General features: G+C 68.7%; 13 protein-coding genes and 1 pseudogene. All 14 read left to right on the forward strand.

What is annotated here, in order from left to right; genetic code table 11:
- Nucleotides 1–4: 4 nt before the first annotated feature.
- Nucleotides 5–235, forward strand: a complete 231-nt coding sequence (locus ACZ7CH_RS39315; RefSeq protein ID WP_470376278.1) for an MbtH family protein — start codon at nucleotides 5–7, stop codon at nucleotides 233–235.
- Nucleotides 235–477: a hypothetical protein gene (locus ACZ7CH_RS39320; protein ID WP_470376279.1), complete on the forward strand. Its 243-nt coding sequence runs from the start codon at nucleotides 235–237 to the stop codon at nucleotides 475–477. The genes ACZ7CH_RS39315 and ACZ7CH_RS39320 overlap by 1 nt, the downstream gene beginning before the upstream one ends.
- Nucleotides 464–2,221, forward strand: coding sequence for a fatty acyl-AMP ligase (locus tag ACZ7CH_RS39325; RefSeq protein WP_470376280.1), 1,758 nt, complete (start codon nucleotides 464–466; stop codon nucleotides 2,219–2,221). The genes ACZ7CH_RS39320 and ACZ7CH_RS39325 overlap by 14 nt, the downstream gene beginning before the upstream one ends.
- A 51-nt stretch (nucleotides 2,222–2,272) precedes the next feature.
- Nucleotides 2,273–5,521 carry a non-ribosomal peptide synthetase gene (locus ACZ7CH_RS39330; protein ID WP_470376281.1) on the forward strand — a complete coding sequence of 1,083 codons (3,249 nt, stop codon included), beginning with the start codon at nucleotides 2,273–2,275 and terminating at the stop codon, nucleotides 5,519–5,521.
- Nucleotides 5,514–11,288, forward strand: coding sequence for an amino acid adenylation domain-containing protein (locus ACZ7CH_RS39335; protein WP_470376282.1), 5,775 nt, complete (start codon nucleotides 5,514–5,516; stop codon nucleotides 11,286–11,288). The genes ACZ7CH_RS39330 and ACZ7CH_RS39335 overlap by 8 nt, the downstream gene beginning before the upstream one ends.
- Before the next feature lie 8 nt (nucleotides 11,289–11,296).
- Nucleotides 11,297–12,517: a cytochrome P450 gene (locus ACZ7CH_RS39340; RefSeq protein ID WP_470376283.1), complete on the forward strand. Its 1,221-nt coding sequence runs from the start codon at nucleotides 11,297–11,299 to the stop codon at nucleotides 12,515–12,517.
- A 16-nt stretch (nucleotides 12,518–12,533) separates the two neighbouring features.
- Nucleotides 12,534–13,691 carry a carboxylate-amine ligase gene (locus tag ACZ7CH_RS39345; protein WP_470376284.1) on the forward strand — a complete coding sequence of 386 codons (1,158 nt, stop codon included), beginning with the start codon at nucleotides 12,534–12,536 and terminating at the stop codon, nucleotides 13,689–13,691.
- 199 nt (nucleotides 13,692–13,890) lie between these two features.
- Nucleotides 13,891–14,874, forward strand: coding sequence for a hypothetical protein (locus ACZ7CH_RS39350; RefSeq protein WP_470376285.1), 984 nt, complete (start codon nucleotides 13,891–13,893; stop codon nucleotides 14,872–14,874).
- 1,118 nt (nucleotides 14,875–15,992) lie between these two features.
- Nucleotides 15,993–17,159: pseudogene (locus tag ACZ7CH_RS39355) on the forward strand (IS3 family transposase).
- Nucleotides 17,160–18,118: 959 nt separating this feature from the next.
- Entirely contained in the window at nucleotides 18,119–18,967 is an 849-nt protein-coding gene (locus tag ACZ7CH_RS39360) for a hypothetical protein (protein ID WP_470376286.1), read from the forward strand.
- Nucleotides 18,968–19,530: 563 nt separating this feature from the next.
- Nucleotides 19,531–20,856, forward strand: coding sequence for a hypothetical protein (locus tag ACZ7CH_RS39365; RefSeq protein ID WP_470368776.1), 1,326 nt, complete (start codon nucleotides 19,531–19,533; stop codon nucleotides 20,854–20,856).
- Nucleotides 20,857–21,263: 407 nt separating this feature from the next.
- Entirely contained in the window at nucleotides 21,264–22,559 is a 1,296-nt protein-coding gene (locus ACZ7CH_RS39370) for a hypothetical protein (protein ID WP_470376287.1), read from the forward strand.
- A complete protein-coding gene (locus ACZ7CH_RS39375) occupies nucleotides 22,513–23,106 on the forward strand; it encodes a GAF and ANTAR domain-containing protein (RefSeq protein ID WP_470376301.1) in 594 nt (197 codons plus the stop codon). Before ACZ7CH_RS39370 ends, ACZ7CH_RS39375 begins: the two co-directional genes overlap by 47 nt.
- Before the next feature lie 5 nt (nucleotides 23,107–23,111).
- Nucleotides 23,112–23,849, forward strand: a complete 738-nt coding sequence (locus ACZ7CH_RS39380; protein WP_470368774.1) for a GAF and ANTAR domain-containing protein — start codon at nucleotides 23,112–23,114, stop codon at nucleotides 23,847–23,849.
- Nucleotides 23,850–23,910: the final 61 nt, after the last annotated feature.

Below are 23,910 nucleotides of genomic sequence, written 5' to 3' on the forward strand. Positions count from 1 at the left end.
TGTTGTGTTCGATGTGGACGAATCCGATCAGACGACCTACAAGGTCGTGGTCAACCACGAGGAGCAGTACTCGATCTGGCCGGCGGACAGGGACAACGCGCCGGGCTGGCGGGACGCGGGCAAAGTCGGGTCCAAAGAGGACTGCCTTGCTCACGTGGATGAGGTCTGGACCGACATGCGGCCGCTGAGCCTGCGCCGGCAGATGGAGTCGGCCACGCCGGGAGGGGAAGCCTGATGCCGAGATACTGCCAGGCCTATCGGATCGGCGAGCTCAGGAAGTTCCAGGACTGGGCAGACTCCACGGACCTAGCCGACGAGGTGTTCGTCTACCTGTGGGACGACCTGACGGTTGTGCGGGAACCGATCCAGTCGCTCGAACAGCGGATCTGGGACTCGAAGTCTCCACAGTGGACTGAATTCTGCACGTCCGAACTCCGGTTCGCGGTACCCGAGGACCTCGATCATGTCGCCGAGTAGTCACGTGGGCGACGCCACCGTGCTGGCCGCCCTCGAGTGGTGCGTGCGCGACCGGGCCGGCCAGACCGCGTTCGTCGTGCTGAACCAGGACGGTTCGCCGAAGGAGTCGATCACCTACGGCGAACTCGACCTGCGGGCCCGGGCTACCGCGGCCCAGCTGCAGACCAGGGCGGAGTTCGGGGACAGCGTCCTGCTGCTCTACCCGAGCGGCGTCGAGTTCATCGTCGCTTTCCTGGGCTGCCTGTACGCGGGCCTCGTCGCGGTGCCCGCCCCTCATCCCGGCGGCGGTGCGTCCGCGCGGCGCAAGCTCGGACGGCTGCGGGCCATTCGCGCGGACGCCGGAGCCGCGCTGGTGCTGGCGCCGAGCAACCTCGCGCTGTACGAGGACGACGAGTCCGGTGACCGGACGCGGTCACTGGCGCTCGACGAATTCGCCCCGGCGTCCGCGGACGACCTGCGCCCGCGTCCGGTGTCGGCCGACACGCTCGCGCTGCTGCAGTACACGTCCGGCTCCACCAGCACGCCGAAGGGAGTGATGATCAGCCACGGGAACGTCGTCAGCAACATGGCCGCGTTCGCCGGCACGTTTCGCATCGGCGCGGAGGGCGTGACGATCGTGTCGTGGCTGCCGTTCTTCCACGACATGGGTCTCGCGCAGATCCTCATGACGATCCAGACGGGCAGCCGGTGCGTGCTGATGGCGCCGACGGCGTTCGTCATGCGCCCCTTGCTGTGGCTGGACGCCATCAGCCGGTATCGCGGCTATCTCAGCTGTGCGCCCAACTTCGGGTACGACCTCAGCGTCGCGAGGATCTCGGCCGAGCAGCGGGCCTCGCTCGACCTGAGCTCCTGGCAGTACGCGCTGAACGGCGCCGAACCGGTGCGGATGGCGACCCTCGACAGGTTCGCCGACACGTTCGCCGAGGCGGGTTTTCGCCGATCCGCCCTGATGCCCGCCTACGGGCTCGCCGAAGCCACCCTGGTGGTGAGCGGGGTGAAGGACGACGGCGGTCCCGTTGCCCAGCGGCTGGACAGGTCGGAGCTCGTGACGAGTGGCCGGGTCCGGCTCTGCGACGACGGTCCCGGGGAGCAGACGGCCGAGAACACCAAGCTGGTGGTCGCGTGCGGCGGGATCGCGGACACCGTCGAGGTTCGCATCGTTGACCCCGATCGGCTCGTGGAGTGTGCGCCCGACCAGATCGGTGAAATCTGGGTGGCCGGGCCGAGCGTGGGGCAGGGGTACTGGGGACGGGAACAGGACACTCTCGCCAAGTTCGGCGCCCGGCTCGCCGGGGGCGAAGGTCCGTACCTGCGCACCGGAGACCTCGGTTTCCTGGCCGGCAGGAAACTGTCGATCGTCGGCCGGATCGACGACCTGGTGGTGATCGACGGCCGCAACCACTTCCCGCAGGACATCGAGCTGACGGTGGAACAGAGCCACGAACTGCTCGCGGCGAACGGCTGCGCGGCGTTCGGGTACGAGACCGCCGAGGGGATCAAGCTCGGCATCGCCGCCGAACTGCAGCGCGGTGTCGCACTCGCGGACACGCACGACCGCGCCAACGCCGTCGACAGGCGGACGTTGTTGTCCGCGATTCGCCGGGAGGTGGCGGCCGAGCACGACATCGGTGTCTCCGCGGTCGTTCTGCTCAAACCCGGAGGGCTGCCCAGGACGACCAGTGGCAAGACCCAGCGGCGGCAGTGCCGCGAGCTCTACCTAACCGGCGCGCTGAAAGCGCTGTGACACCAGCGGAACCGAAGGAGAACGTGTGATGACGAACCGAGAGGCCTCGGCATGACGGCTCTCGACGGCGGTGCCGCCCAGGAGCTGGCCTTCGCCAGCCCGGCCGGACTCGGCCAGGAACGGCTCTGGTTCGTCGACCAGATGTCGCCCGGCACCGCGATGTACAACCTCACCGGTGCGGTGGACCTGATCGGCCCATTGGTCATCACGCACCTCGAGCGCGCGGTCGACGAGTGCGCGCGGCGGCACGAGAGCCTCCGCACCTGTTTCTCCGACCGGGACGGCGGTCTCCAGCAAATCGTCATGGCGGAGCTGACGATCCCGCTCGAGGTGATCGACCTCAGCGCGCTGGACGCCGATTCCGCCGAGTCCACTGTGGAGAAACTGGCCACCGCGGAGGCGGCGCTGCCCTTCGACCTGCGCCGCGCGCCGCTCTTGCGGTTGCGGCTGATCCGGTTGGGCGACAAGCACCACGTGCTGCTCGTCACGCTGCACCACATGATCGCCGACGGGTGGTCGCTCGGCGTGTTCCTGCACGAGGTGGGTGTTATCTACCAGGCGCTGTGCGAGAACGAGGAACCGCGGCTGCCGCCGTTGTCGGTGCAGTACGCCGACTACGTGAACTGGCAGCGAACCCAGCGCGACAACGGCGCGCTGGAGGACCATCTCGGCTACTGGCGCCGGCACCTCGCCGACCTGAAGCAGACGGACCTCGCCCGATACCGGACGCGGCCGCCGACGGAGTCGCACCGCGGCGCGACCCGCGAGTTCGTGGTCGCTCCCGAGTTGGCCGAGCGGTTGCGGCAGCACAGCCGCGACGAGCGGGTGACCATGTTCGCGACGTTGCTCGCCGCGTACAACGTGCTGCTCGCCCGCCACACCGGGCAGGGTGACGTGGTAGTCGGCGGCGTTGCGGCGAACCGCTCCCGGCCGGAGACCAGGGACATGATCGGGTTCCTGGCCAACACCCTGGTGCTGCGGACCCGGCTCCCCGACGGTGCCAGCCTGCGCGAGGTCGTCCGGCTGACCGCGGAGGTCTGCCGCGAGGCGTACGTCCACCAGGACGTGCCGTTCACCAACGTGGTGGAGGCGCTCGGCGGTCTGCGGGACGCGAGCCGGCACCCGCTGTGCCAGGCCTTCTTCCAGCTGGTGGCGGCACCCGCAGGACTCGATCTGCCGGGCGTGCGGGTCCGTCCGCGGAACGTGGGTGGCGCGGCGGCGAAGTATGACCTGTTGTTCACGGTGGTAGACGATGCGCCCGGCGGGCTGACCGGTGAGGTCGAGTACGCGACGGACCTGTTCTCGGCCGCGGAGATCGACGACCTGATCGAGCGGCTGCTGGTGGTGCTCGAGGCGCTCGCTGGCTCGCCGGACCTCCCGTTCGACGACATCCCGCTGCTCAGGCCGGCCGAACACCGGACGATGGTCGAGGAGTGGAACGCCACCGGGCGGCCGTACCCGCGACGTTCGACGATCGACGTGCTCTTCGCGGACCAGGCCGCTCGCACTCCCGACGCCGTGGCCCTCACCGACGGCACCAGCGAGTGGAGCTACGCGCGGCTCGACCGCCGAGCGAACCAGGTCGCCCACGCCCTGCGGGAGAACGGGGTCGGCCCGGACACCCCGGTGGCCCTGCACCTCCGCCGGTCCACCGACCTCGTCATCGGTGCACTGGCTGCGCTCAAGGCCGGTGGCTGCTACCTCGTGCTGGACGTGGACGACCCGGCTGACCGCGTCGCGTTCGTCGCCGGGGACGCAAAGGCCGTCGTGGTGCTGACCGGGAAAGACGACCAGGCCCACCTCGCAGGTCTCGGTCTGCCCGTCGTCGGCCTCGCGGACACGACTCGCTTCCCCGAGGTTCCCCCGGCGCACTCCGCCGGCGCCGCCAACCTCGCGAACGTGGTCTACACCTCGGGTTCCACCGGGCTACCGAAGGGCGTCGGGGTACCGCACCACGCGATCAGCAGGTTGGTGTGCGGCAGCGACTACGTGACCATCGGCCCCGGCGACGTGGTCGGGCACTTCGCCCATCCGGCCTTCGACGCCACGACCTTCGAGATCTGGGCACCTCTGCTCAACGGGGGACGCGTCCACGTGTTCACCCCCGAGGACGTGCGGGCACCGGGCGAACTCGCCGCGGCGATCGGCGCCGCGGGCGTCGACGTGCTCTTCCTGACCACCGCGTTGTTCAACGAGGTCGCGGATCTGGACCCGGAGGCTTTCGCGGGTCTGCGGCACCTGTTGTTCGGCGGGGAGAAGGTGGACCCGCAACGGGTGTCCCGGGTTCTCGAGCACGGCGCGCCCGCGAACCTGGCGCACGTCTACGGGCCGACCGAGAGCACGACGTTCGCGTCGTGGCACCCGGTCCGGCACGTCGCCGCGAACGCCGCCACCGTCGCCATCGGACGTCCGATCGCCAACACCCGGCTCTACGTGGTGGACCGCCGGCTGCACCCGGTGCCGCCGGGCATGCCCGGTGAGTTGCTGATCGGTGGGGACGGCCTGGCTCGCGGGTACCTGGGCCGGCCGGGGCTGACCGCCTCGCGGTTCATCCCCGATCCGTTCAGCGGTCTCCCCGGCAGCCGCCTCTACCGGACCGGTGACGTCGTGCGCTGGACGGCGGGAGGCGAACTCGAGTTCCTCGGCCGTGACGATCATCAGGTCAAGATCCGGGGGCACCGGATCGAGCCGGGGGAGATCGAGACGGCGCTGCTTTCCTGCCCCGGGGTGCGAGGCTGCGTGGTGTTGCCCGCGGAGCACCAGGGCGACCGGCGGCTGGTGGCGTACGTGCGGATCGTCGACCGGCCGGGCCTGACGGCGGCGGTGCTCCGCGACTTCCTGCGCGAGCGGATTCCGCATTTCATGGTGCCGGCCGAGTTCGCGCTCATGACGGACTTCCCGCTGACTGTTAACGGCAAGGTCGACCGGAGCGCGCTTGCCCTGCCGGTCGGCGGCGCGCAGGCCGGGAGCGGTGCCACCGGCGCATCGTCCGAAGTGGAACGCGGGCTGGCCGGGATCTGGTCGGAGTTGCTGAACGTCGCGGAGATCGGCCGCGACGACGACTTCTTCCTGATCGGCGGACACTCGCTGCTCGCCACCCGCATGGCGACCATGATGGCGGACCGGTTCGGCGTCGAGGTGTCCATCCGGCTGCTGTTCGAGCATTCGACGCTCGCGGGTCTGGCCGCGCAGATCGAACTGCTGCGCGGGTCGGGCGCGGAACTGGACGAGCTGGAAGGCCTGATCGCCGAGGTCGAGGGCATGCATTCGGGCGCAGACGGCGAAGGACGACATGACTGACCTGTCGGAACGGATCAAACGACTCAACGGGCACCAGCGCGAAGCGCTCCGTGCGCGCCTGCTCGAGCGAGGACCGGCCGCGTACGCGTTGCTGAGGGACGGCGACGGGGACGCACCTGTCTCGTTCACCCAGCGCCGGTTGCTCTTCCTCGACGCGATCGCGCCGGAGAGTTCGCACTACCACAGCCCATTCGCCTGCAGGCTGACCGGAAGCCTGGACGTCCCGGCACTGCGGGAGAGCCTCGACACGATCTTCCGCCGGCACGAGGTCCTGCGGACCGTGTTCCCGGCCGCCGACGGCGACCACGTGCTACGGGTGCTCCCCGCCGAGCCGGTTCCGGTTCCGGTGGTGGATCTTCGGCAGATCCCGGCCGGGGACCAGGACGCGGTGGTGGAGCAGTTGTTGCGCGCCGCACTACGGCAGCCGTTCGACCTCGAGCGGGGACCACTGGTCCGGATCCACCTGGTGCTCCTGGCCGCGCGGGAAGCGGTTCTCGTGATGGTCGGACATCACCTCGTGTTCGACGGGTGGTCGGCGAGCGTGCTCGGCCACGAGCTCAGCGAGGGCTACCAGGCGGCAGTGCAGCGACGGGAGCCGGAGCTCCCGTCGCTGCCCGTCCAGTTCGGCGATTACGCCCGCTGGCAACAGGACTGGCTCGGCTCCGAGGCCGCGGCCCGTCAGCTCACCTTCTGGGCCGATCGGCTCCGCGGCGCACCGCAGTCGCTGACGCTGCCGCTGGACCGGCCGCGCCCCGCCGTGCAGAGTCACCGGGGAGCGACTGTCGCCTTCACGCTGGACCCGGGCCTGGCCGCCGGACTGCGGCAGGTCGGCCGACAGCACGGCGCCACCACGTTCATGGTGCTGCTGGCGGTGTTCCAGGTCGTGCTCGCCCGGTACAGCGGGCAGCAGGACGTCCTGGTGGGCAGTCCGATCGCGGATCGCAGGCACCAGGAGCTGACCGGCCTGATCGGGTTCTTCGCGAACACCACGATCTACCGCGGTTTTCCCGGCGGTGACCGCCGGTTCACCGACTTCCTCACCGAGACCAGGCGAACCTGCCTGGATGTCTTCGAGAACCAGGACATCCCGCTCGACCTCATCGCGCGCAAGGTCTTCCCGGAACGCGATCTCGGCCGCAACCCGCTGCATCAGGTGCTGCTGGCGCTGCATAACACGCCGGACGCCTCCTTGCGGATGGCCGGTGTCGGCGTGACTCCGATCGAGTTCGAGAACAGCGCGTCGCGGTTCGACCTGGACCTCAACATCTGGGAGACCGGGATCGGCCTCGAATGCCGCGTCGCGTACGCCACGGACATCCTCGACGAGTCCACCGTGGAGCGGATCGCCCTGTCGTTCGCGGCCGTCGCCGGCGCCGTCGTCGCGGATCCGGCGCGACGCATCGCCGATCTGCCGGTGATGCCCGCCGCCGAGTTCGAGCGCGTCGTGCACGGCTGGAACGTGACCACGACCGAACTCCCGGACCGGTGTCTGCACGAGCTGATCGAACTGCAGGCGCGCTCCACACCGGAGGCGGTCGCCGTCTCGGCGGGCGAAACCCAGCTGTCCTACCGGGAACTCGACCGTCAGGCCGGCAAGTTCGCACACGTCCTGCACGATCGGGGAGTGCGACGGGGCTCGAGGGTCGCGATCCAGCTGCCGCGCCGCCCCGAACTGGTGGTCGCCCTGCTGGCGGTGTTGAAGATCGGCGCGGCGTACGTGCCGCTCGATCCGCTGAACCCGCCCAGCAGGCTGGCGACGATCACCGACGACAGCCTGTGCCGGCTGGTGGTCACCGAAGCCGACTTCCCGGCCGGGTGGGACTCGGCTGGCCACGATTCGCCGCCGGCGGTGGAGGTCTCGTGCGACGACCTCGCCTATCTGATCTACACCTCGGGTTCCACCGGGCGTCCCAAGGGGACGATGGTGTCCCACCGCAGCGTCGTGAACTACTTGCTGTGGGCGCGGGACACCTACCGGATCAGCGATGGCGGCGGTGTCCCCGTGCTCACCTCGCTGAGTTTCGACCTCACCGTGACGAGCGTCTTCGGCCCGTTGCTGGCCGGGCAGACGCTGCTGCTGCCGGCCGAGTCCGAGGTGCCGGGTGAGCAGTTGCGCACCTGTGTCCGCGACGCGAAGGACCTCACGTTCGTCAAGCTGACCCCGACGCACCTGTCGTTCGTCGACCGCGACGATCTGCCGGACGGGCCGGCCAGCTGGACCCGCACCCTGGTCGTCGGCGGTGAAGCGCTGTACGACGACGCCGTCACGTGGTGGCGCGACGACGTGAGGATCTTCAACGAGTACGGCCCGACGGAGGCGACTGTCGCCTGCGCCGCGCACCTCGTTACCGGTCCGGCCACCGGATTCGGGCGAGTTCCGATCGGCAGGCCGATCCACAACACGCGGCTCTACGTGCTCGATCGGGCCGGGCATCCCGTCCCGATCGGTGTGCCCGGCGAGCTGTATGTCGGCGGAACCGGTGTCGCACAGGGGTACTGGCGCCGTCCGGGGCTGACCGCCGAACGGTTCGTGCCGGATCCGTTCAGCGGCGAGCAGGGCGCCCGGCTCTACCGGACCGGGGATCTCGTCCGCTATCTGCCCGGCGGTGAGCTGGAGTACCTCGGCCGCGCCGACCGTCAGGTGAAGGTTCGCGGCCACCGGGTGGAACTCGCCGAGATCGAGACGCTCGCGAGCGGGCTCGACCATCTCCGGAACTGCGCGGTCGTCGCCTGCGAACGTCCTGGGGCGGACAACGAACTGGTGGCGTTCCACTGCCTCGACGCGCCGACCGGTCATGCGGCCGGGCTGGAGGCGGACCGCCTGGACGAGTGGCGGATGCTCTACGACCAGACCTATCAGGAGGCCATGCGCGACGACCGGCGCGATGAGTTGGCCGGGTGGGACAGCAGCTACACGGGCAGGCGCATCGATCCCGCGCAGATGCGGCACTGGCAGGACAGCACGGCCGACCGGATCCTGAGCCTGGCGCCGCGGCGGCTGCTGGAGATCGGCTGCGGTACCGGCCTCGTGCTCAAGAAGGTCGCTCCGGAAGTCGGCTTCTACAAGGGAACCGACCTCTCCGTCGAGACGATTCGCGCCCTCGAGAAGTCGATCGACCTGACCTCGGTCGTGCTCGAGGCCGCGCCCGCACACGAGAGCGTCCGGCCGGGAGACAGCTTCGACGTGGTCGTGCTGAACTCCGTCGTCCAGTACTTCCCGTCGCTCGGCTATCTGGTCGAGGTGCTCGACCAGATCCTCGCCGCAGTGCGGCCGGGTGGGCACGTCTTCCTCGGAGACCTGCGGAGCCTGCCGTTGCTGGAACTCTTCCACACCTCCGTGCAGGTTTCGCGGCTCGGTGTCAGCGACCGCGCCGCCGAGCTGAGCGCGCTGGTCTTCTCGGCGCTGGCGGACGAGCGCGAACTCTGTCTCGATCCGAGGTTGTTCCGCGAGCTGTGTCAGCGCTGGCCGCGGATCACGGACGTGCGGGTGATGCTCAAGCGCGGCGACCACCACAACGAACTGACGTGCTTCCGGTACGACGTGGTGATCACAGTGGACGGTCCGGAACCGTCCGTGCGGCCGGAATGGCTGGACTGGCAGGCCGACGGTCTCGACCTGTCCCGGCTGCGGGAGATCCTCGGGCGGTCGGACGCCGTCGGGGTGCGCGCCGTGCCGAACGCGCGGCTCATCCGGACCGTTGCGCTCGACGAGCTCCGGCAGGCCGGGAACCAGGCGATGTCGGTCGGTGAGCTCCTCGATCTCGCCGAGACGTCAGCTGCGGCCGGGGTCGAGCCGGAGGACCTCTGGCGGCTGGGAACCGACACCGCCCACGAGGTCACCGTGAGCTGGTCCGAGGGCAGGTCGGACGGTTCCTTCGACGTGGTGTTCTCGAGGCCGGGCAGTCCGGTCGTGGTGTCGTCGCCCTCACCGCCGAGCGGCCAGAGCTGGCAGCGGTACGCGAACGACCCGTTGTGGAGGAACGTGCGCGCGCCGAGGTTGTCCGAGGTCAAGGAGTACCTCGCCGAGAACCTGCCCGCCCACATGGTGCCCGCGCGGCACGTGCTCCTGCCGGAGATGCCGCTGGGAGCCAGCGGCAAGGTCGACCACGCGATGCTGAGCCGTCTCGCGGCGGTGCGGCAGAGGGCCGCGGAGCGCCGCTCGGTGGACAGGCCGCTCACCAGCACCGAGAGCGCGATCGCCGCTGTCTGGTGTGAGCTGCTCAACCGCGACGAGGTGTCGCCCGATGACGACTTCTTCGCGCTGGGCGGGCATTCGCTGCTCACGTTCCAGCTGGTGTTGCGGCTGCGCAAGGTGTTCGGCGTGAACATCGCGGCCTCGATGCCGTTCGAGCGGCGCGGGTTGGCCGACATGGCGAGTCACGTCGACGAGCTGCGGGACGCCGCGGCACCGGTGGGGCTGCCGGCGCTGGTCTGCGGGCGCCGGCCGGACCAGGTGCCGTTGTCGTTCGCCCAGCAGCGCCTGTGGTTCCTGCAGGAGCTCGAGCCCGGTAGCAGTCAGTACAACTGCCCGGCCTTCACCTCGATCCGCGGACCGCTCGACGTTCGCGTGCTGGAGCGGTGCTTCACCGAGGTTGCCCGCAGGCACGAGGTGCTCCGCACGGTCTTCGTGACGCAGGAAGGGGTGCCGCACCAGGTGGTGCTCCCGCAGGCGGACGTGATCGTCCCGGTGGTCGACGTGAGCCGGGCAGGGCCGGATGAGCGTGCCGAGCTGGTGCGGCAGCTGGTGGAACGCGAGTTCGCCCGCCCCTTCGCGCTGGCCGGGCAGGTGCACTGGCGGGTGCTGCTGGTCCGCTCGGATTCCGACGAACACCTGCTGCTCTTCACCGTGCACCACGTCGCCTACGACGGCTGGTCGCAAGGCGTGCTGGTGAACGAGATCGCCGAGCTGTACGAGGCGTTCCAGGACGGACGGCCGTCGCCGCTGCCGGAGCTGCCGGTGCAGTACGCCGACTACGCGATTTGGCAACGTGAACTCGGCGAGTCCGGCCGGTTCGCCGAGTCGATCGCCTACTGGCGTCAGCGGCTTGACGGCGTCCTGGACGTTCCCCGGCTGCCGCAGGACTTCCCGTCGGTGGGCGAACCGGGTGCGCCCCGTTCACTGCCCTTCGACCTCTCACCCGAGACGGTCAGGGGCGTCCGGGAGGTGTGCCGGAGCGAGAACTGCACCCCGTACATGGTGTTGCTCACCGCGCTCTGCACGACGATGTCCCGCTACGGCGGCACGGACGACCTGGTCGTTGCCGCCGACGTCGCGAACCGGTCGGACCACGACGTCGAGCGGCTCATCGGCTACTTCGTCAACCAGGTGCTGCTCCGGGTGCGGCTCACTGGCGTGACGACCTGGCGAGACCTGCTGAGCCGGGTCCGCGAGACCACGCTGGAGGCGTACGCCCACCAGGACCTGCCGTTCGACCAGGTCGTCCAGGCGGTGAACCCGCGGCGCAACCGCCATCAGCCCCCGTTGTTCCAGGTGAAGTTCGGCTACGACAACACGCCGCGGGTGGACAGGTCGTTGCCCGGTCTTACCTTCGAGGAGGTCGGCCACGATCGCGACCTGGTTCCCGTGCGCAGCGACCTGGCGTTGCTCGTCAGCGAGGACGGTGCGCGGATCAGCGGCGTCTGGACGTACGACTCCGCCCGCTACACCGAGCAAACCGCGGTGGCGTTGGCGCGCCTCTACACGGAGGCCTTGGACGAACTGCTCGGCGCGCTGGACGGGCCGCTGCCGATCGACGGGAGGAAGTAGCCGTGCGCATGTCCGGTGCAGACAGCACGATGGAACTGTCCGATGTGGACATGATCGGCACGTCGCTGTACCACAGCGGGAATCCCCACGGATTGTGGCAGAGGTTCCGGGCCGAGGCGCCGGTCACCCTGCGGCGGGGTCCGGCCGGCACGAGGTTCTGGTCGATCACGGGATACCGGGACGTCGTCGAGGTGCTGAAGGACGCCAGGTTCAGCTCGCAGCACGGGAGCAGTCTGTCCGTGCTGGACGGGGACATCGGGGTGGGCAAGACGGTCAACCTGATGGACCCGCCCGAGCACGGCTGGATCCGCTCGCCGAGCATGCGGGCGATGTCGGCCCGCGCGATGGAGGGCTGGTGCGCCTCGATCCGGAGCCGGGTGGCCGATCTGGTCCGGTCGTGCGTCGAGGACGGTGTGGCCGACGTCGCGGCCCGGTTCGCAGTGCTCCCGATGATCGCGGCCGGCGAGGTCATCGGGATCGACGAGCGGCACTGGCCCCTGCTGACCCGGTGGGCCTCTGCCGGGATCGCCCCGGACGATCCGGTGTTCTCCGCGGGGTCCGTCCAGGAAACGCTGCGCATGGCGCACCTGACGGTGCTGGACATCCTCACGAGCGTCGTGCGCGAACACCGCCGGCAGCCGCGCGAGGACCTCGTGTCCACCTTGCTGCAGCTCGATTTCGGCGGCCGGAGACTGACCGACGAGGAGGTGTTGATGAACCTGTACACGTTCGTGATGGGCGCCAACATCACCACCGGCCACGTGGGCACGCACTTCGTGGCGCACGTCCTGGAACGGCCGGAGCTCCTCGCCCGCCTCAAGGCGGAGCCGGACCTGCTCGACTCGGCGGTGGACGAGGCGTTGCGGTGGGCCAGTCCGGCCAACCACCTGGTGCGCATCGCGACGGCCGACGTCGAGGTGGGCCCGGTGCAGGTGCGCGCCGGTGACGTCGTGTGCGTCTGGCTGGGGTCGGCGAACCGCGACGAGTCGGTGTTCACCGACCCCTACACGTTCGACCCGGCCCGCTGGCCCAACCCGCACGTGGCGTTCGGGGTCGGTCGGCACTACTGCATCGGGGCCCCCGGCGCGCGAACCGCTTTGCGCGCCTTGCTGGAGGAGCTGGCCGCTCGGGTCGCCGGGTTCGAGCAGGCCGGCGAGGTGCGGCACCTCCACTCGAACTTCGTGAACGGCATCACGAGCCTGCCGGTCACCGTCCACTCCGCTCGCTGACAAGGACCCGTAGCCCGTGGACATCACGCGCAGTGCGCCAATCACGTCGGTACGTCCGGCACCGACTCCCGGCCGGGAAGGCCGTCGAGCGCTGTCCGTTGGGGTGGAAGAGGAATTCTTCCTGCACGACGCCGCGACGGGCCGGTTGCTGCCGCGCAACCGCGACGTCGTGGCCGCGGGGAGGCGACTCGGTGGCGATCTCGACGTGGAACTCATGAGCGCTCAGATCGAGACGAAGACCTCCGTGTGCTGGAGCGCCCAGGAACTGCGCACTCAGCTGACGGCCGCGCGATCCATCGCGGCCGACGCCGCCGGTCAGATCGGCGCGCGGATCGTGGCGAGCGGCGTCAGCATCGTGGACGACGACATCCAGGCGATCACCGGCAGCCCTCGCTACCGCCGCATGGCTGATTGCTTCGGTCTGCTGGTGAGGAGGTACGAGACCTGCGGATGTCACGTCCACGTCGGTGTCGCGGACCGCGAGATGGCGGTGCAGGTCAGCAATCACCTGCGTCCCTGGCTTCCCGCCCTGCTCGCGCTGACCGCCAACTCCGCGGTGCACCAGGGGCAGGACACGGGTCACGCGAGCTGGCGTTCGATTCTGAGCTCCAGCTGGCCGTGCTCGGGACCGCCGCCGTACTTTACCTCCGCCGAACACTATGACTCCACGGTCGCGATGATGATCGAGTCCGGCGTGATCCTCGACCGGGGAATGGTCTACTGGGACGTTCGGCCATCCCACCGCCTGCCGACCGTCGAGGTCCGGGTGAGCGACGTTCCGTCCACTGTGGAGGAGACGGTGCTGCTGGCCACCCTGGTCCGCGCACTGGTGGGCGCAGCGGTGCGCGCGGTGGAGATGGGCGATGTGGCGCAGCCGGTGCCTCACGAGGCGTTGCGAGCCGCCTACTGGTGCGCGGCGCACGAGGGTCTCACCGGCAGGCTGTTGCACCCGGAGTCCTTGAGACCGGCGACACCCCGGCAGGCGTTCGAGGCCCTCGTCGCGCACTTGCGCGACCAGCTCGAGGAGACAGGTGAACACCGGCACGTCACCCAGTCGCTCGACGAAGTCCTCGCCGGAGGTAACGGTGCCGTGTGGCAACGCCGCGCCCTGAACGGGCATGCATCCACCCCTGACATGGTCGCCAGCGCGGCCATGCGAGCATCAAGGCGATGACCAACGCAACAACCGAGCCGAAACCCCACCAGAGGTGCACTTACATGAGGTTTGGTGAGATCATCGCCGATCAGGTCACGCCCGAGCGCCGGGACGACCCGGTTCGGCCACCGGCAACAGGTGCCGCGTGAGCGTGCTGCGAGGGTCTCGCGCTCCGATCGCAGAACACCTCCGAACCGCTCTGGGTACACCGCGCACAGTGCGCCGCCTGGCCAGCAGTCCACGGTCGCGGGTATGGCTGGTCGAGTTCGACTCCGCACCCGCCGTCGTCAAGCAGATCGTCGGTGGCACGGACGCCTCAGCCCGCTACACCCACGAGGTGGCGGCGCTAGGCCTGGCCGCCCGCGCCAGCGAACCTGTCGTGCCCGAAGTGCTGGGAACCGATCAGCAGAACCACGTCATGGTCCTGGAACACATCGCCTCTCGCCCACCGGCACCTGACTGGGTGATCGATTACGCGTCGGCACTGGCACGCCTGCACGCGACCACGACCCAACAGGACGGCGACCTGCTGCCACGTCATCGCGGTCCTGACTCCCGCGACATCGCCGCCTTCCTGGCTTTGGCACGCGCTCTGGACGTACCGGCTTCCCCGCTGGCGGTGACGCAACTGGAGCAGCTGTGCGCGCGCCTGGGGGCACACGACGGTCACGCGCTCCTGCATGGCGATCCGTGCCCGGGAAACGATCTGCACACCGACCGCGGCGTGCGATTCGTCGATCTGGAACAAGCCGCTCTTGGCGACGGCCTTGTCGAACTCGCCTACCTGCGCATCGGCTTTCCCACCTGCTGGTGCGTCACTGAGACCCCCGCAACGCTCCGGGAGCAGGCCGAGCAGGCTTACCACGATCAGTGGCGGGCGGAGACTGGTGGCGAGCCGGCCTATCACCTGGCCGATGCCTGTGCCGGGTGGCTGATCCAGGGCGATGCCCTGGTGGAACGAGCACACCGGGACGATGTCGACCAGCTGGCTCGGGTGATCCAGCGCGACTGGCGCTGGGGCACGATCACCGCTCGCCGCCGCCTTCTGCACCGTACGGCCGTCGTCGCGGCCATGGCAGCGATCGACACCGACTTGGGCGAGGTAGGCCGCCTGTGCCACAGCCTGCACGACAGCATGTCGCGTCATTGGCCAGAGCAGGCTGCTGAGCCTCTGCCGGTCATCCGCGCCCACAGGTCCTGAGCGGCCGAACCAGTGGAACAAGATCTGATTGCCGGATGGCTTTGCGACCGCGCTCGACCAACTCGGTCAGCCGCGCGTGGTCGGGTTGTCCTTCGACAACAGAGCTCATGTCCATAGGCGAGGTAGCCCAGTTCGCCAGCAGCCGCAGCGTTCCTGCTGAGTTGCTCGCGGGGTGGAGTACACAGCAAATGCCTGATCGTCGGGCAGTACCGGAGTGTTGAAAGAGCGGTAGAGGTCGTCAGCCATGTTGTGGCGCAGACGTCCGTGATGGAGGCGTTCGTGATGGAGGCGTGCCGCGTTGGATCGTCTGCGCGAGGCGCAGTTCGATTTCAGGCATTGCCTGGTGTTTCCGGTGGTCTGAGTCGCAGAGTTGGCCACTGACCCTCCGATCATGAAGTCGGAGGCAGGGAACTCCTTACCCGACAAGTTGCACATGGATCTGTCAGACGATGAATCGCTTGGCGAGCGCCGCGCAACTAAACCGACTCGCATGTATTTGCGCTCAAGTGCGCCGAACTGCGTTCAACGTTCCTGTTTAGCAGGTCAGCGGCCTGTGAACCCGTATCTGGGGGTCAAGGGGTCGCAGGTTCAAATCCTGTCGTCCCGACGGTCTGAATCAGCCCGCTGATTCTGGGTGAAAGCCCAGTTCAGCGGGCTTTTTCGTGCGCATTTTTCGATCTTGAAGTGACTGTCCACAGTGGTCTGTACTGGTCAGTAACCCGGTGTTTGGGCGGATTTTGGGAGAATCGGTTTGCGCGGGGCGAAATGGGGTCGCATTGGCTAAAGCGAATCGTGTCCTCCGTTCGGGTGTTCTTCCTGGTCATGATCGGCGTGTGACGGCGTTGTCCAAGTGCGGCAGAGCCTGGTGATCTCATGGATCGTGGAAGTTGCACCTGCGGCGCTGGGCTGTGGCCAGTGGGATGACATCGCGGCGTTCCTCGCGCGCGGCGGTCATCTGTGGCGGTGACGGGTTTGTCGGGGCAGGTCGTCTTCGTCGATGGGCGACCGGTGTCAGACCATGCTGGCGGGGCCGGGGCGGCGTCGACGGGTGGACACTGGTGGAGGCAGAGATCGTCAGAGAAGTTGGCGACCACGAGCTGGCCGAGGAGAATGTCGCTGTGCCCAAGCCCTACCCCCGGGAGTTCCGCGACGATGTTGTGCGGGTCGCCCGTGACCGCGAGCCCGGCGTGACGGTCGAGCAGATCGCGAAGGACTTCGGGGTGTACCCGATGACGTCGTTCAAGTGGTTGCGCCAGGCCGAGGTCGAGGAAGGCGCCAAGGCCGGTGCGAGCCGGGCCGAGTCGGCTGAGCTGCGTGAGGCGCGTAAGCGGATCAAGCTGCTGGAGCAGGAGAACGAGGTCCTGCGCCGCGCGACGGCGTATCTGTCGCAGGCGAACTTGTCGGGAAAAGGCTCTACCCGCTCGTGACCGAGCTGGCCGCGGACGGGATCCCGGTCGCGGTGACGTGCCGGGTACTCGGGATCGCTCGACAGCCGTACTACCGGTGGCGCGTCTGGCCGGTCACCGGGATCGAACTCGAGCGGGCTCAGCGGGCGAACGCGTTGTTCGACGCGCACCGCGACGATCCGGAGTTCGGCTACCGGTTCCTGGCCGACGAGGCCCGCGACGCCGGTGTGTCGATGGCGGACCGGACCGCGTGGCGGATCTGCTCGTCCATGGGCTGGTGGAGCACGTTCGGCAAGAAACGCGGCCGCAACGGCAAGAAAGCCGGTCCGCCGGTGCACGACGACCTGGTGCGCCGTGACTTCACCGCCACCGCACCGAACCGGCTGTGGCTGGCCGACCTCACCGAACACCGCACCACAGAAGGAAAGCTGTATCTCTGCGCGGTCAAGGACGCCTGCTCCAACCGGATCGTCGGCTACTCCATCGACTCCCGGATGAAGTCCCGCCTCGCCGTCACCGCACTCACCAACGGCCGTCGCGAGATGTGACGAGGTCGCCGGCTGCGTGGTCCACACCGACTGCGGATCGCAATTTCGATCCAGGAAATTCGTCCGCGCGCTCGCTCGTCACGGCCTGTCCGGTTGGATGGGCCGGGTCGGCGCCGCCGGAGACAACGCCGCGATGGAGAGCTTCTTCGCGTTGCTGCAGAACAATGTTCTCGACCGGCGCACCTGGACCACGCGCGAGGAACTGCGGATCGCGATCGTGACCTGGATCGAGCGCACCTACCACCGTCGCAGGCGCCAGGCAGCTCTCGGCAGGTTGACCCCGATCGAATACGAAGCAATCATGGCCACGCCAGCCAGCCGGGCTGCGTGACTACCACTGTCACCTACTCGTGCAGCAGACCCACTCGACATCTTTGGCCGCCGAGGATGGGCCGAGCAGAGCCAGCCAGCCGACAAGTCGGACGAAGATGAAGTACAGCAGCCTCAACGCCACGTTCACGATCATGCCGCCGCTATGGCGATGACGCACGATTACCGCAGCTCAGCGGCGAGTCCAGAGCTCTGGCACCCCACAGTCTTTGATGGCTTGCGCGTCGCTGTCGAGGAGCGACCTCTCGTGTTCCGCCGGCTTGACCTTGAGGGTCCAGCCGTCTCGTGCGTAGCGCGGGGGGACGGCGGCGCGGCGAGCACCGCGCGGTCGGGGTTGGTTCAGCGCAGTACCGCGACCTCGTGCCGCATCACCAGTAGTTCGATGTCCTTCGACGTTGGGGACGGCTGAGCAAGATCAGCCAGCCGATGAGGCGGACGGGGACCAGATGTAACAGGCGTAAGATGAGCATGCCCTGGGATCGCCTATGTGGAATTCTGTGCTCAGCGGCACAGTGCGGACTTCGACACCACGCGGGCGTTATGAGACACGATTTTCACGTCCGTGTCGAGCCGAGTGTTTGCCGCGCGTCGCGGGTCGCGCGGACTCTTGCGCTACTCGTGAAACCGAGACTGTGCAGAAGTCGCGGGCACAGCTGTCATTGATCAGCTGGCTTCGGCGTGGCCGGGGCAATCAGAGGTACGACGGAGGGGCCATTTGGGGGACTGTGGTACCCATCGCTTCGGTGAAGGAGTAGGTTGAACATTGTTGCCCCGGACCTCGGTGACGTGACCTGTTCACAACAATTGTGGACACAGATCACGGGCCGAGGCTTTTGTGTGGACGGCCCGATGTGCAGGCCGTTCTGATCGGGTGCCCTGCCCGCAGTCTTTCTGTCTTTCTCCGTTGGCGCCTTCGTGTCGGCGGTTTCCCCAATTTTCGTTTCAGGAAATGAACTCGTCATGCAACGCATCCGCACCACTCTCCACGCCATGATCGGAGCCACGATCGTGGCTGCCGGTCTGGTCACCCTTGCCCCCGTCGCGCAAGCCATCACCATTCCGGTGGCGTGCAGTGAGAACGCTTTGGTCGCGGCGGTGAACCAGGCCAACGGCACTCCCGCCTCGGACACGCTCGTGCTGGCGGGCGGCTGCACCTATCAGTTGACCTCCGCTCACGGTGGTCTGACCACCGGGCTGCCGGTGATCACGACCCCGATCCAGATGATCGGCCCGGCGGTCATCACCCGTTCCTCCGCGCTGCCGTTCCGGATCGCCGAAGTCGGCTCGACCGGCAGTCTGACCCTGACGACCTCGGTCGTGTTCACGAACGGCAGCGCCGTCGGTGACGGCGGCGGCATCCTCAACCGGGGTGCGGTCACCCTCACCAACAGCGGCCTCGTCGGGAACGTGGCCACGCTCAACGGTGGTGGACTGGCCAATGCCGACACCGCCTCGGACACCGCGCCTGCCGCGACCTTCACCAGGAGCAACGTCACCGGCAACACCGCGCTGCTGCGCGGTGGTGGCATTTACAACGGCCTGCGCGGCACGTTGAGCACCACAGGTGTGTCCGGCAGCCCGCTGTTCATCCTCAACAACACCGGCTCTGAAGGTGGTGGTGTCGCCGCCGTCAACTCCACCGCGACCACCATGACCCAAACCGCCGTCACGGTTAACACCGCGGTGCTGACCGCCGGTGGCGTCTACCGCCTCGGCGGCACCATGACCGCAACCAACTCGCCCATCACCGCCAACACCCCCAACAACTGCGTCGGCAGTGTTCCGGCTGTGCCCGGCTGCACCGGCTGACCATCGCGCGGACGAACCGCACACGACCCAGTAAATGCTCTACTCAACAGCAAGGAGATCTCGTCATGGGAATCATCATCATCGGCGGCCTGATCGACTCCGTCATCGGCATCGTCAACGGCGCCGTGGCCGGCATCCTCGGTGCCGCTGGCGCGCTCCTCCCCATCATCTGATAACGGAGCCAGACCTGCGCGACCCCCACCAGGCCTTTGCGGGCTGGTGGGGGTCGCGCCGCTTGCAGGTGATAAAAGAAATGCGAAAACCTCTGCGAACGGGTGTTGCGCAATTTGCGGAACGCATTTTGCGGAACGCATTTTGTCGTCCAGGTGCGAGGCCCTCGTCGGTGGCGGCATCAGTGGGGACTTGACCGCATATGGGTGACCGGCCGCTCCTTCTGTTGCCAGCGGTGTCGAATGCGTGAAAGCTCGGTCGTATCGAGGGTTGCTTGGTGCCGGTGCCCTCATCTTCCGGCATCGGACAATGGCTCCAGACCCCGGTCATCACACCACCTCGCAAGTTCGTGGCGTCAGCTGCGGATTCTCTTCACGGGTGGAAGGTTGATCATGAGATCGACAGAACGCATCAGCACGGCAGGCCGGGCCGGTCGGGCCCTCATCGCCTTGGGCACCGCGGCGGGGTTCTCCCTGCTGGTTCCCGCGCAGGCGTTGGCGCTCCCGCCGGGATGCACCCAGAGCGGCGCCAACTTCACCTGCACCGCCGGGATCCCCGCCGGTCAAGTGCTGACCGGGACCACGGGCAACAACATCATCACCATCACCGGCGGTGCCGTGAACGGCACGGTGAACAGCCTTGCCGGTGGCGACACCATCAGTGTCACCGGCGTCGTCGGTACGGCGGGCATCAGCGGCCCGGCAGGCGCCAACGGCAATGCCGGCACTCCTGCGGGAAATGCCGGCGGCAACGGCGGAGCCGGCAACGTCGGCGGCGCCGGCGTGGGGACCACCGGTGTCATCGACGCCGGTGCGGGCACGGACAGCATCATCGTCACCGGTGGCGCCGGGGGTAACGGGGGCAACGGCGGCCAGGGCGGGGCCGGGTTCGCCTCCGGTGCCGGTGGCGCCGGAGGCGATGGTGGCGTCGGCGGGATCGGTGGCGTCGGTAACGCCGGGAACGTCACCGGTGGCGCCGGTAGCGACACTGTCGTGCTCACCGCGGGCAGGGGCGGCAATGGTGGCCTTGGCGGCCTTGGTGGTAACAGCGGTCTCGTCGCCGGTGGCGCGGGTGCCGGGGGTATCGGTGGCGCGGGCGCGGCCGGTGGCGTCGGGAACTCCGGAACCTTCACCGGTGATCTCGGTGATGCCGGTCTCGACAACGTGACCACCAACGGTGGTGCCGGTGGTACCGGTGCGGCCGGTGGCGTGGGTGGTTGCGGTTACGGCGGCGGCGCCGGTGGCGTCGGCGGTGCCGGCGGTGCGGGTGGGGTCGGGAACTCCGGGACCATCAGCGGCGGTGCCGGTGCTGACTCGCTCAAGGCCAACGGTGGTCTCGGCGGCAACGGTGGCGTCGGTGGCAAGGGCGGCAACGGTCTGGCGGCCGTTCAGCCCGGTGGCGCCGGTGGCGTGGGCGGTGCCGGTGGCGCCGGTGGGATCGGAAACTCCGGCACCCTGACCGGCGGAACCGGCGTGGACACCATCACCGCGACCGGTGGCAAGGGTGGCAACGGTGCCGGTGGCGGCAACGGCGGCACCGGCTGCAGTGGCCCCGGCGGTCCCGGGGGCATCGGCGGTGCCGCGGGTGCCGGCGGTCTCGGGAACTCCGGAACCATCAACGACGGGCTCGACATCATCACCACCCCGTCGGGCGCCAGCGGCCTCGCGGGCGGCAACGGCGCCGCCGGGGTCAACAACGGCGGCATCTGCACCTGCTGACAGCGGTATCAACGGGCAGCGGCAACACCAGCGGCAACGGTGTTGCCGCTGCCCTCGGCGATCCCAGGGACGCTGTAGCCGCCGACAACTCCGTCCACGGCACATCATCCTGCGGTTCTGGTGCGGCTCACACTGCTCACACCCATACCCACGCCCGCCGTGGCCGGCGCGCAGCAGCGATCCACTCCGGGCACCACGCCTGTTCACCCGTTCGCGTGCCGCCCTGTTCGGTGGCAGCATTGGGGGAAAGAGCTCGGCTGTGTTCGGGTAGCAGTCGGCTCACGCCGACGAATGTGCAGTCCCCTCGCCGGTTCGGTGGCCTGTGAGCCGCTGGACATCGAGGGCGTGTGACCGTCCTGGACCCCGGCGGCGACCACTTCTCCAGTTTTACTGTCAGGAGTGCCGCTATGGCCACCGCGGAATCCTTCCCCGGCGCGGAACGTGCGCCCCGCACGATCGGTTTGCCCGACGTCGAACAGCTGAAGGCGGACACGCACGCCCTGCGCCTGGTGCACTACCGCCAAGGCGGCGATGCGTGTCTCGACGCGATCCGCCGCCGGATGGGGGAGGGGCGGTTGATGCTCGACGCGTCAGCCGCCGAGTACGTGCGGCGCCGGTTGCACGTGGCGCTGGGCGATCTCTACAACCTCGCCGGCTGGGTGTGCTTCGACGTCGGCCTGGCCGGCAGTGCCCGTGTCCACTTCGCCCAAGCGTTCGTGCTCGCCGGTCGGGGCCGGCACAACGGCCTGGTGGCCAACATCTGCTACCGGCTCGGCCGCGTGTGCTTGCACCACGGGAGCCTCGCCGAGGCGTTGGACTACTTCGAGCTGGGTCAGCTGGCCGCGGCCGGGCCGGGCGGTGAGATCGCTGCCGGCATCCTGTCGATGAACTCGGCCTGGACCCATGCCAGGAAGGGCGACGGTGGTCAGGCGCTCGCCGAGCTCGATCGCGGCAGGGACCGGTTCGCGGCCGCCGGCCACACCGATGTGCCCAGCTGGGCCGGGTTCTTCACCGAGACGGATCTGTCGGCCATGGTCGGCGCCGTCCACACCGACCTGGCCCGCACCACGAGCCCTCGCCACGCCCGAACCGCGATTCCGCTGCTCACCGGAGCGGTCGACGACTACGGCGACGACATGGCCCGCAGCCGTGTGTTCAGCCTCGTCCTGCTGTCGATCAACCACCTGCCCGACCGGGACCTCGGTCACGGCGTAGCTGTCGGGTTCCGCGCGCTGGCGCCCGCCGAGACCTTCACCTCGGCACGCGTCCGCGATCGCATCCGGCCACTCGGCGAGCAAGCGGCGCGCCACCGCTCCCACACGGTGCGCGGGAGCTCATCGCGCGCATCGCCGAATACGCCGGCCTCCCGCACCGGCAACACTGACTCGTTTCCGTCGGAGCTCCCGCGCTCGGCCCAGCTCCACCTCTGCGCCGGTCCCCGTGGTTCGGCAACCGAGGCGGTGGGCGGTGGCGTGAAGGGCTATGGTTCGTTCTGGATCACAATGGCGAGGAGTGACCGGCATGGGCACGAATCGGCATCTCGACATCCTCGCGGTGGTCAACAAGATCGCCGTGGCCGAGCGGGAGCCCGTCGGCGTCCGCCATGTCTGCCTCGCCTGCCGGGCCGGTCTGAACGCGGCCGGTGTCGCGGTCTACCTGGTCGGTACCGCGCAACCGCTCGAAGTCGCCGGAACTGCCGGTGACGAGATCGCCGAGCTCCAGGCAACGGTGGGCGAGGGGCCTGTGTCGGAGGCTCTGCGGCAGAACCAGCCGGTGTTCGCATCCGATCTGGCGGGCGGGTGGAGTGCGCGGCGCTGGCCCGTGTTCGCCCCGGCCGCGGCCGCCGCGGGAGTGGCGGCGATCTTCGTGATCCCCTTGACGCTCGGCGCGATCGCGCTGGGCGCCCTGGAGATCTGCCGGGATGTCGACGGCCCGCTGTCGGCGGAGGAGCTCGCGGACGCGCTGCTGTTCGCGGACACGGCGACGGCGCTGCTGCTCGGCCGGACCGCGGCGCCGGAGGCGCTGGACGGCGGCGACCTGTGGGCCACCGAGCCGGAACGCCGCTGGGGCGTGGTGCACCAGGCCACCGGCATGGTGTCGGTGCAGCTGGACACCGATCTCGGGGAAGCGTTCCTGAGATTGCGGGCGCACGCGTATCTCGCCGGCCTGCGTCTGTCGGAGGTGGCGGCCGACGTGGTCGCGCGCAGACTGAGATTCACCCCGGACACCGATTTCGAGAAACAGAGGTGAGTCACATGTTGGACCGGCGGATCACCCAGACCTTCGTCGAGCTGGCGGACACGCTCGTGCTGCGGTTCGACGCCATCGACTTCCTGCAGACGTTGACAGAACGCTGCGTCGAACTGCTCGAGTTGGACGCGGTCGGGATCCTGCTGGCAGACCAGCGCGGTGCGCTGAACCTGGTGGCCGCGTCCACCGAACAGGCCCGCATGCTGGAACTGTTCCAGCTGCAGGACGAGGAAGGCCCCTGCCTGGACTGCTTCCACACCGGGCAGCCCGTGGAGTGCGCCGACCTGGAGCAGGAACCGCAGCGCTGGCCCCGGTTCACGGCCGCGGCGCGCGACCAGGGATTCGCCGCCGTGCACGCGGTGCCGATGCGGCTGCGCGAGCAGGTCGTCGGCGCGCTGAACCTGTTCCGGACCTCGCCCGGCGCCATCCCGCAGGACGCGGTCGAACTGGCCCAGTCCTTCGCCAACGTCGCGACGATCAGCATCCTCCAGGTCCGGGCGCTGCGGCACAGCGAAATGGTCACCGAACAACTGCAGAACGCGCTCAACAGCCGCATCGTCATCGAGCAGGCGAAGGGCATCCTGGCCGAGCGCCTGCAGATCGATGTCGCGGACGCGTTCTCCCTCATGCGCACCCACGCCCGCAACAGCAACCAGCTCCTGTCAGAGGTTGCGCAGCACGTCGTATCGCGATCACCGGAGATCACCGAGCTGATGAGGGACAGCAGCCCCCGACGCCCGTAAAAAGCGGCGTACAGCCCACCGGCGTAAGTTCGAGGTGCCGAGGGCACTTCGCGCGTCGGAA

This window comes from Lentzea sp. NPDC037011 (genome assembly GCF_055607425.1).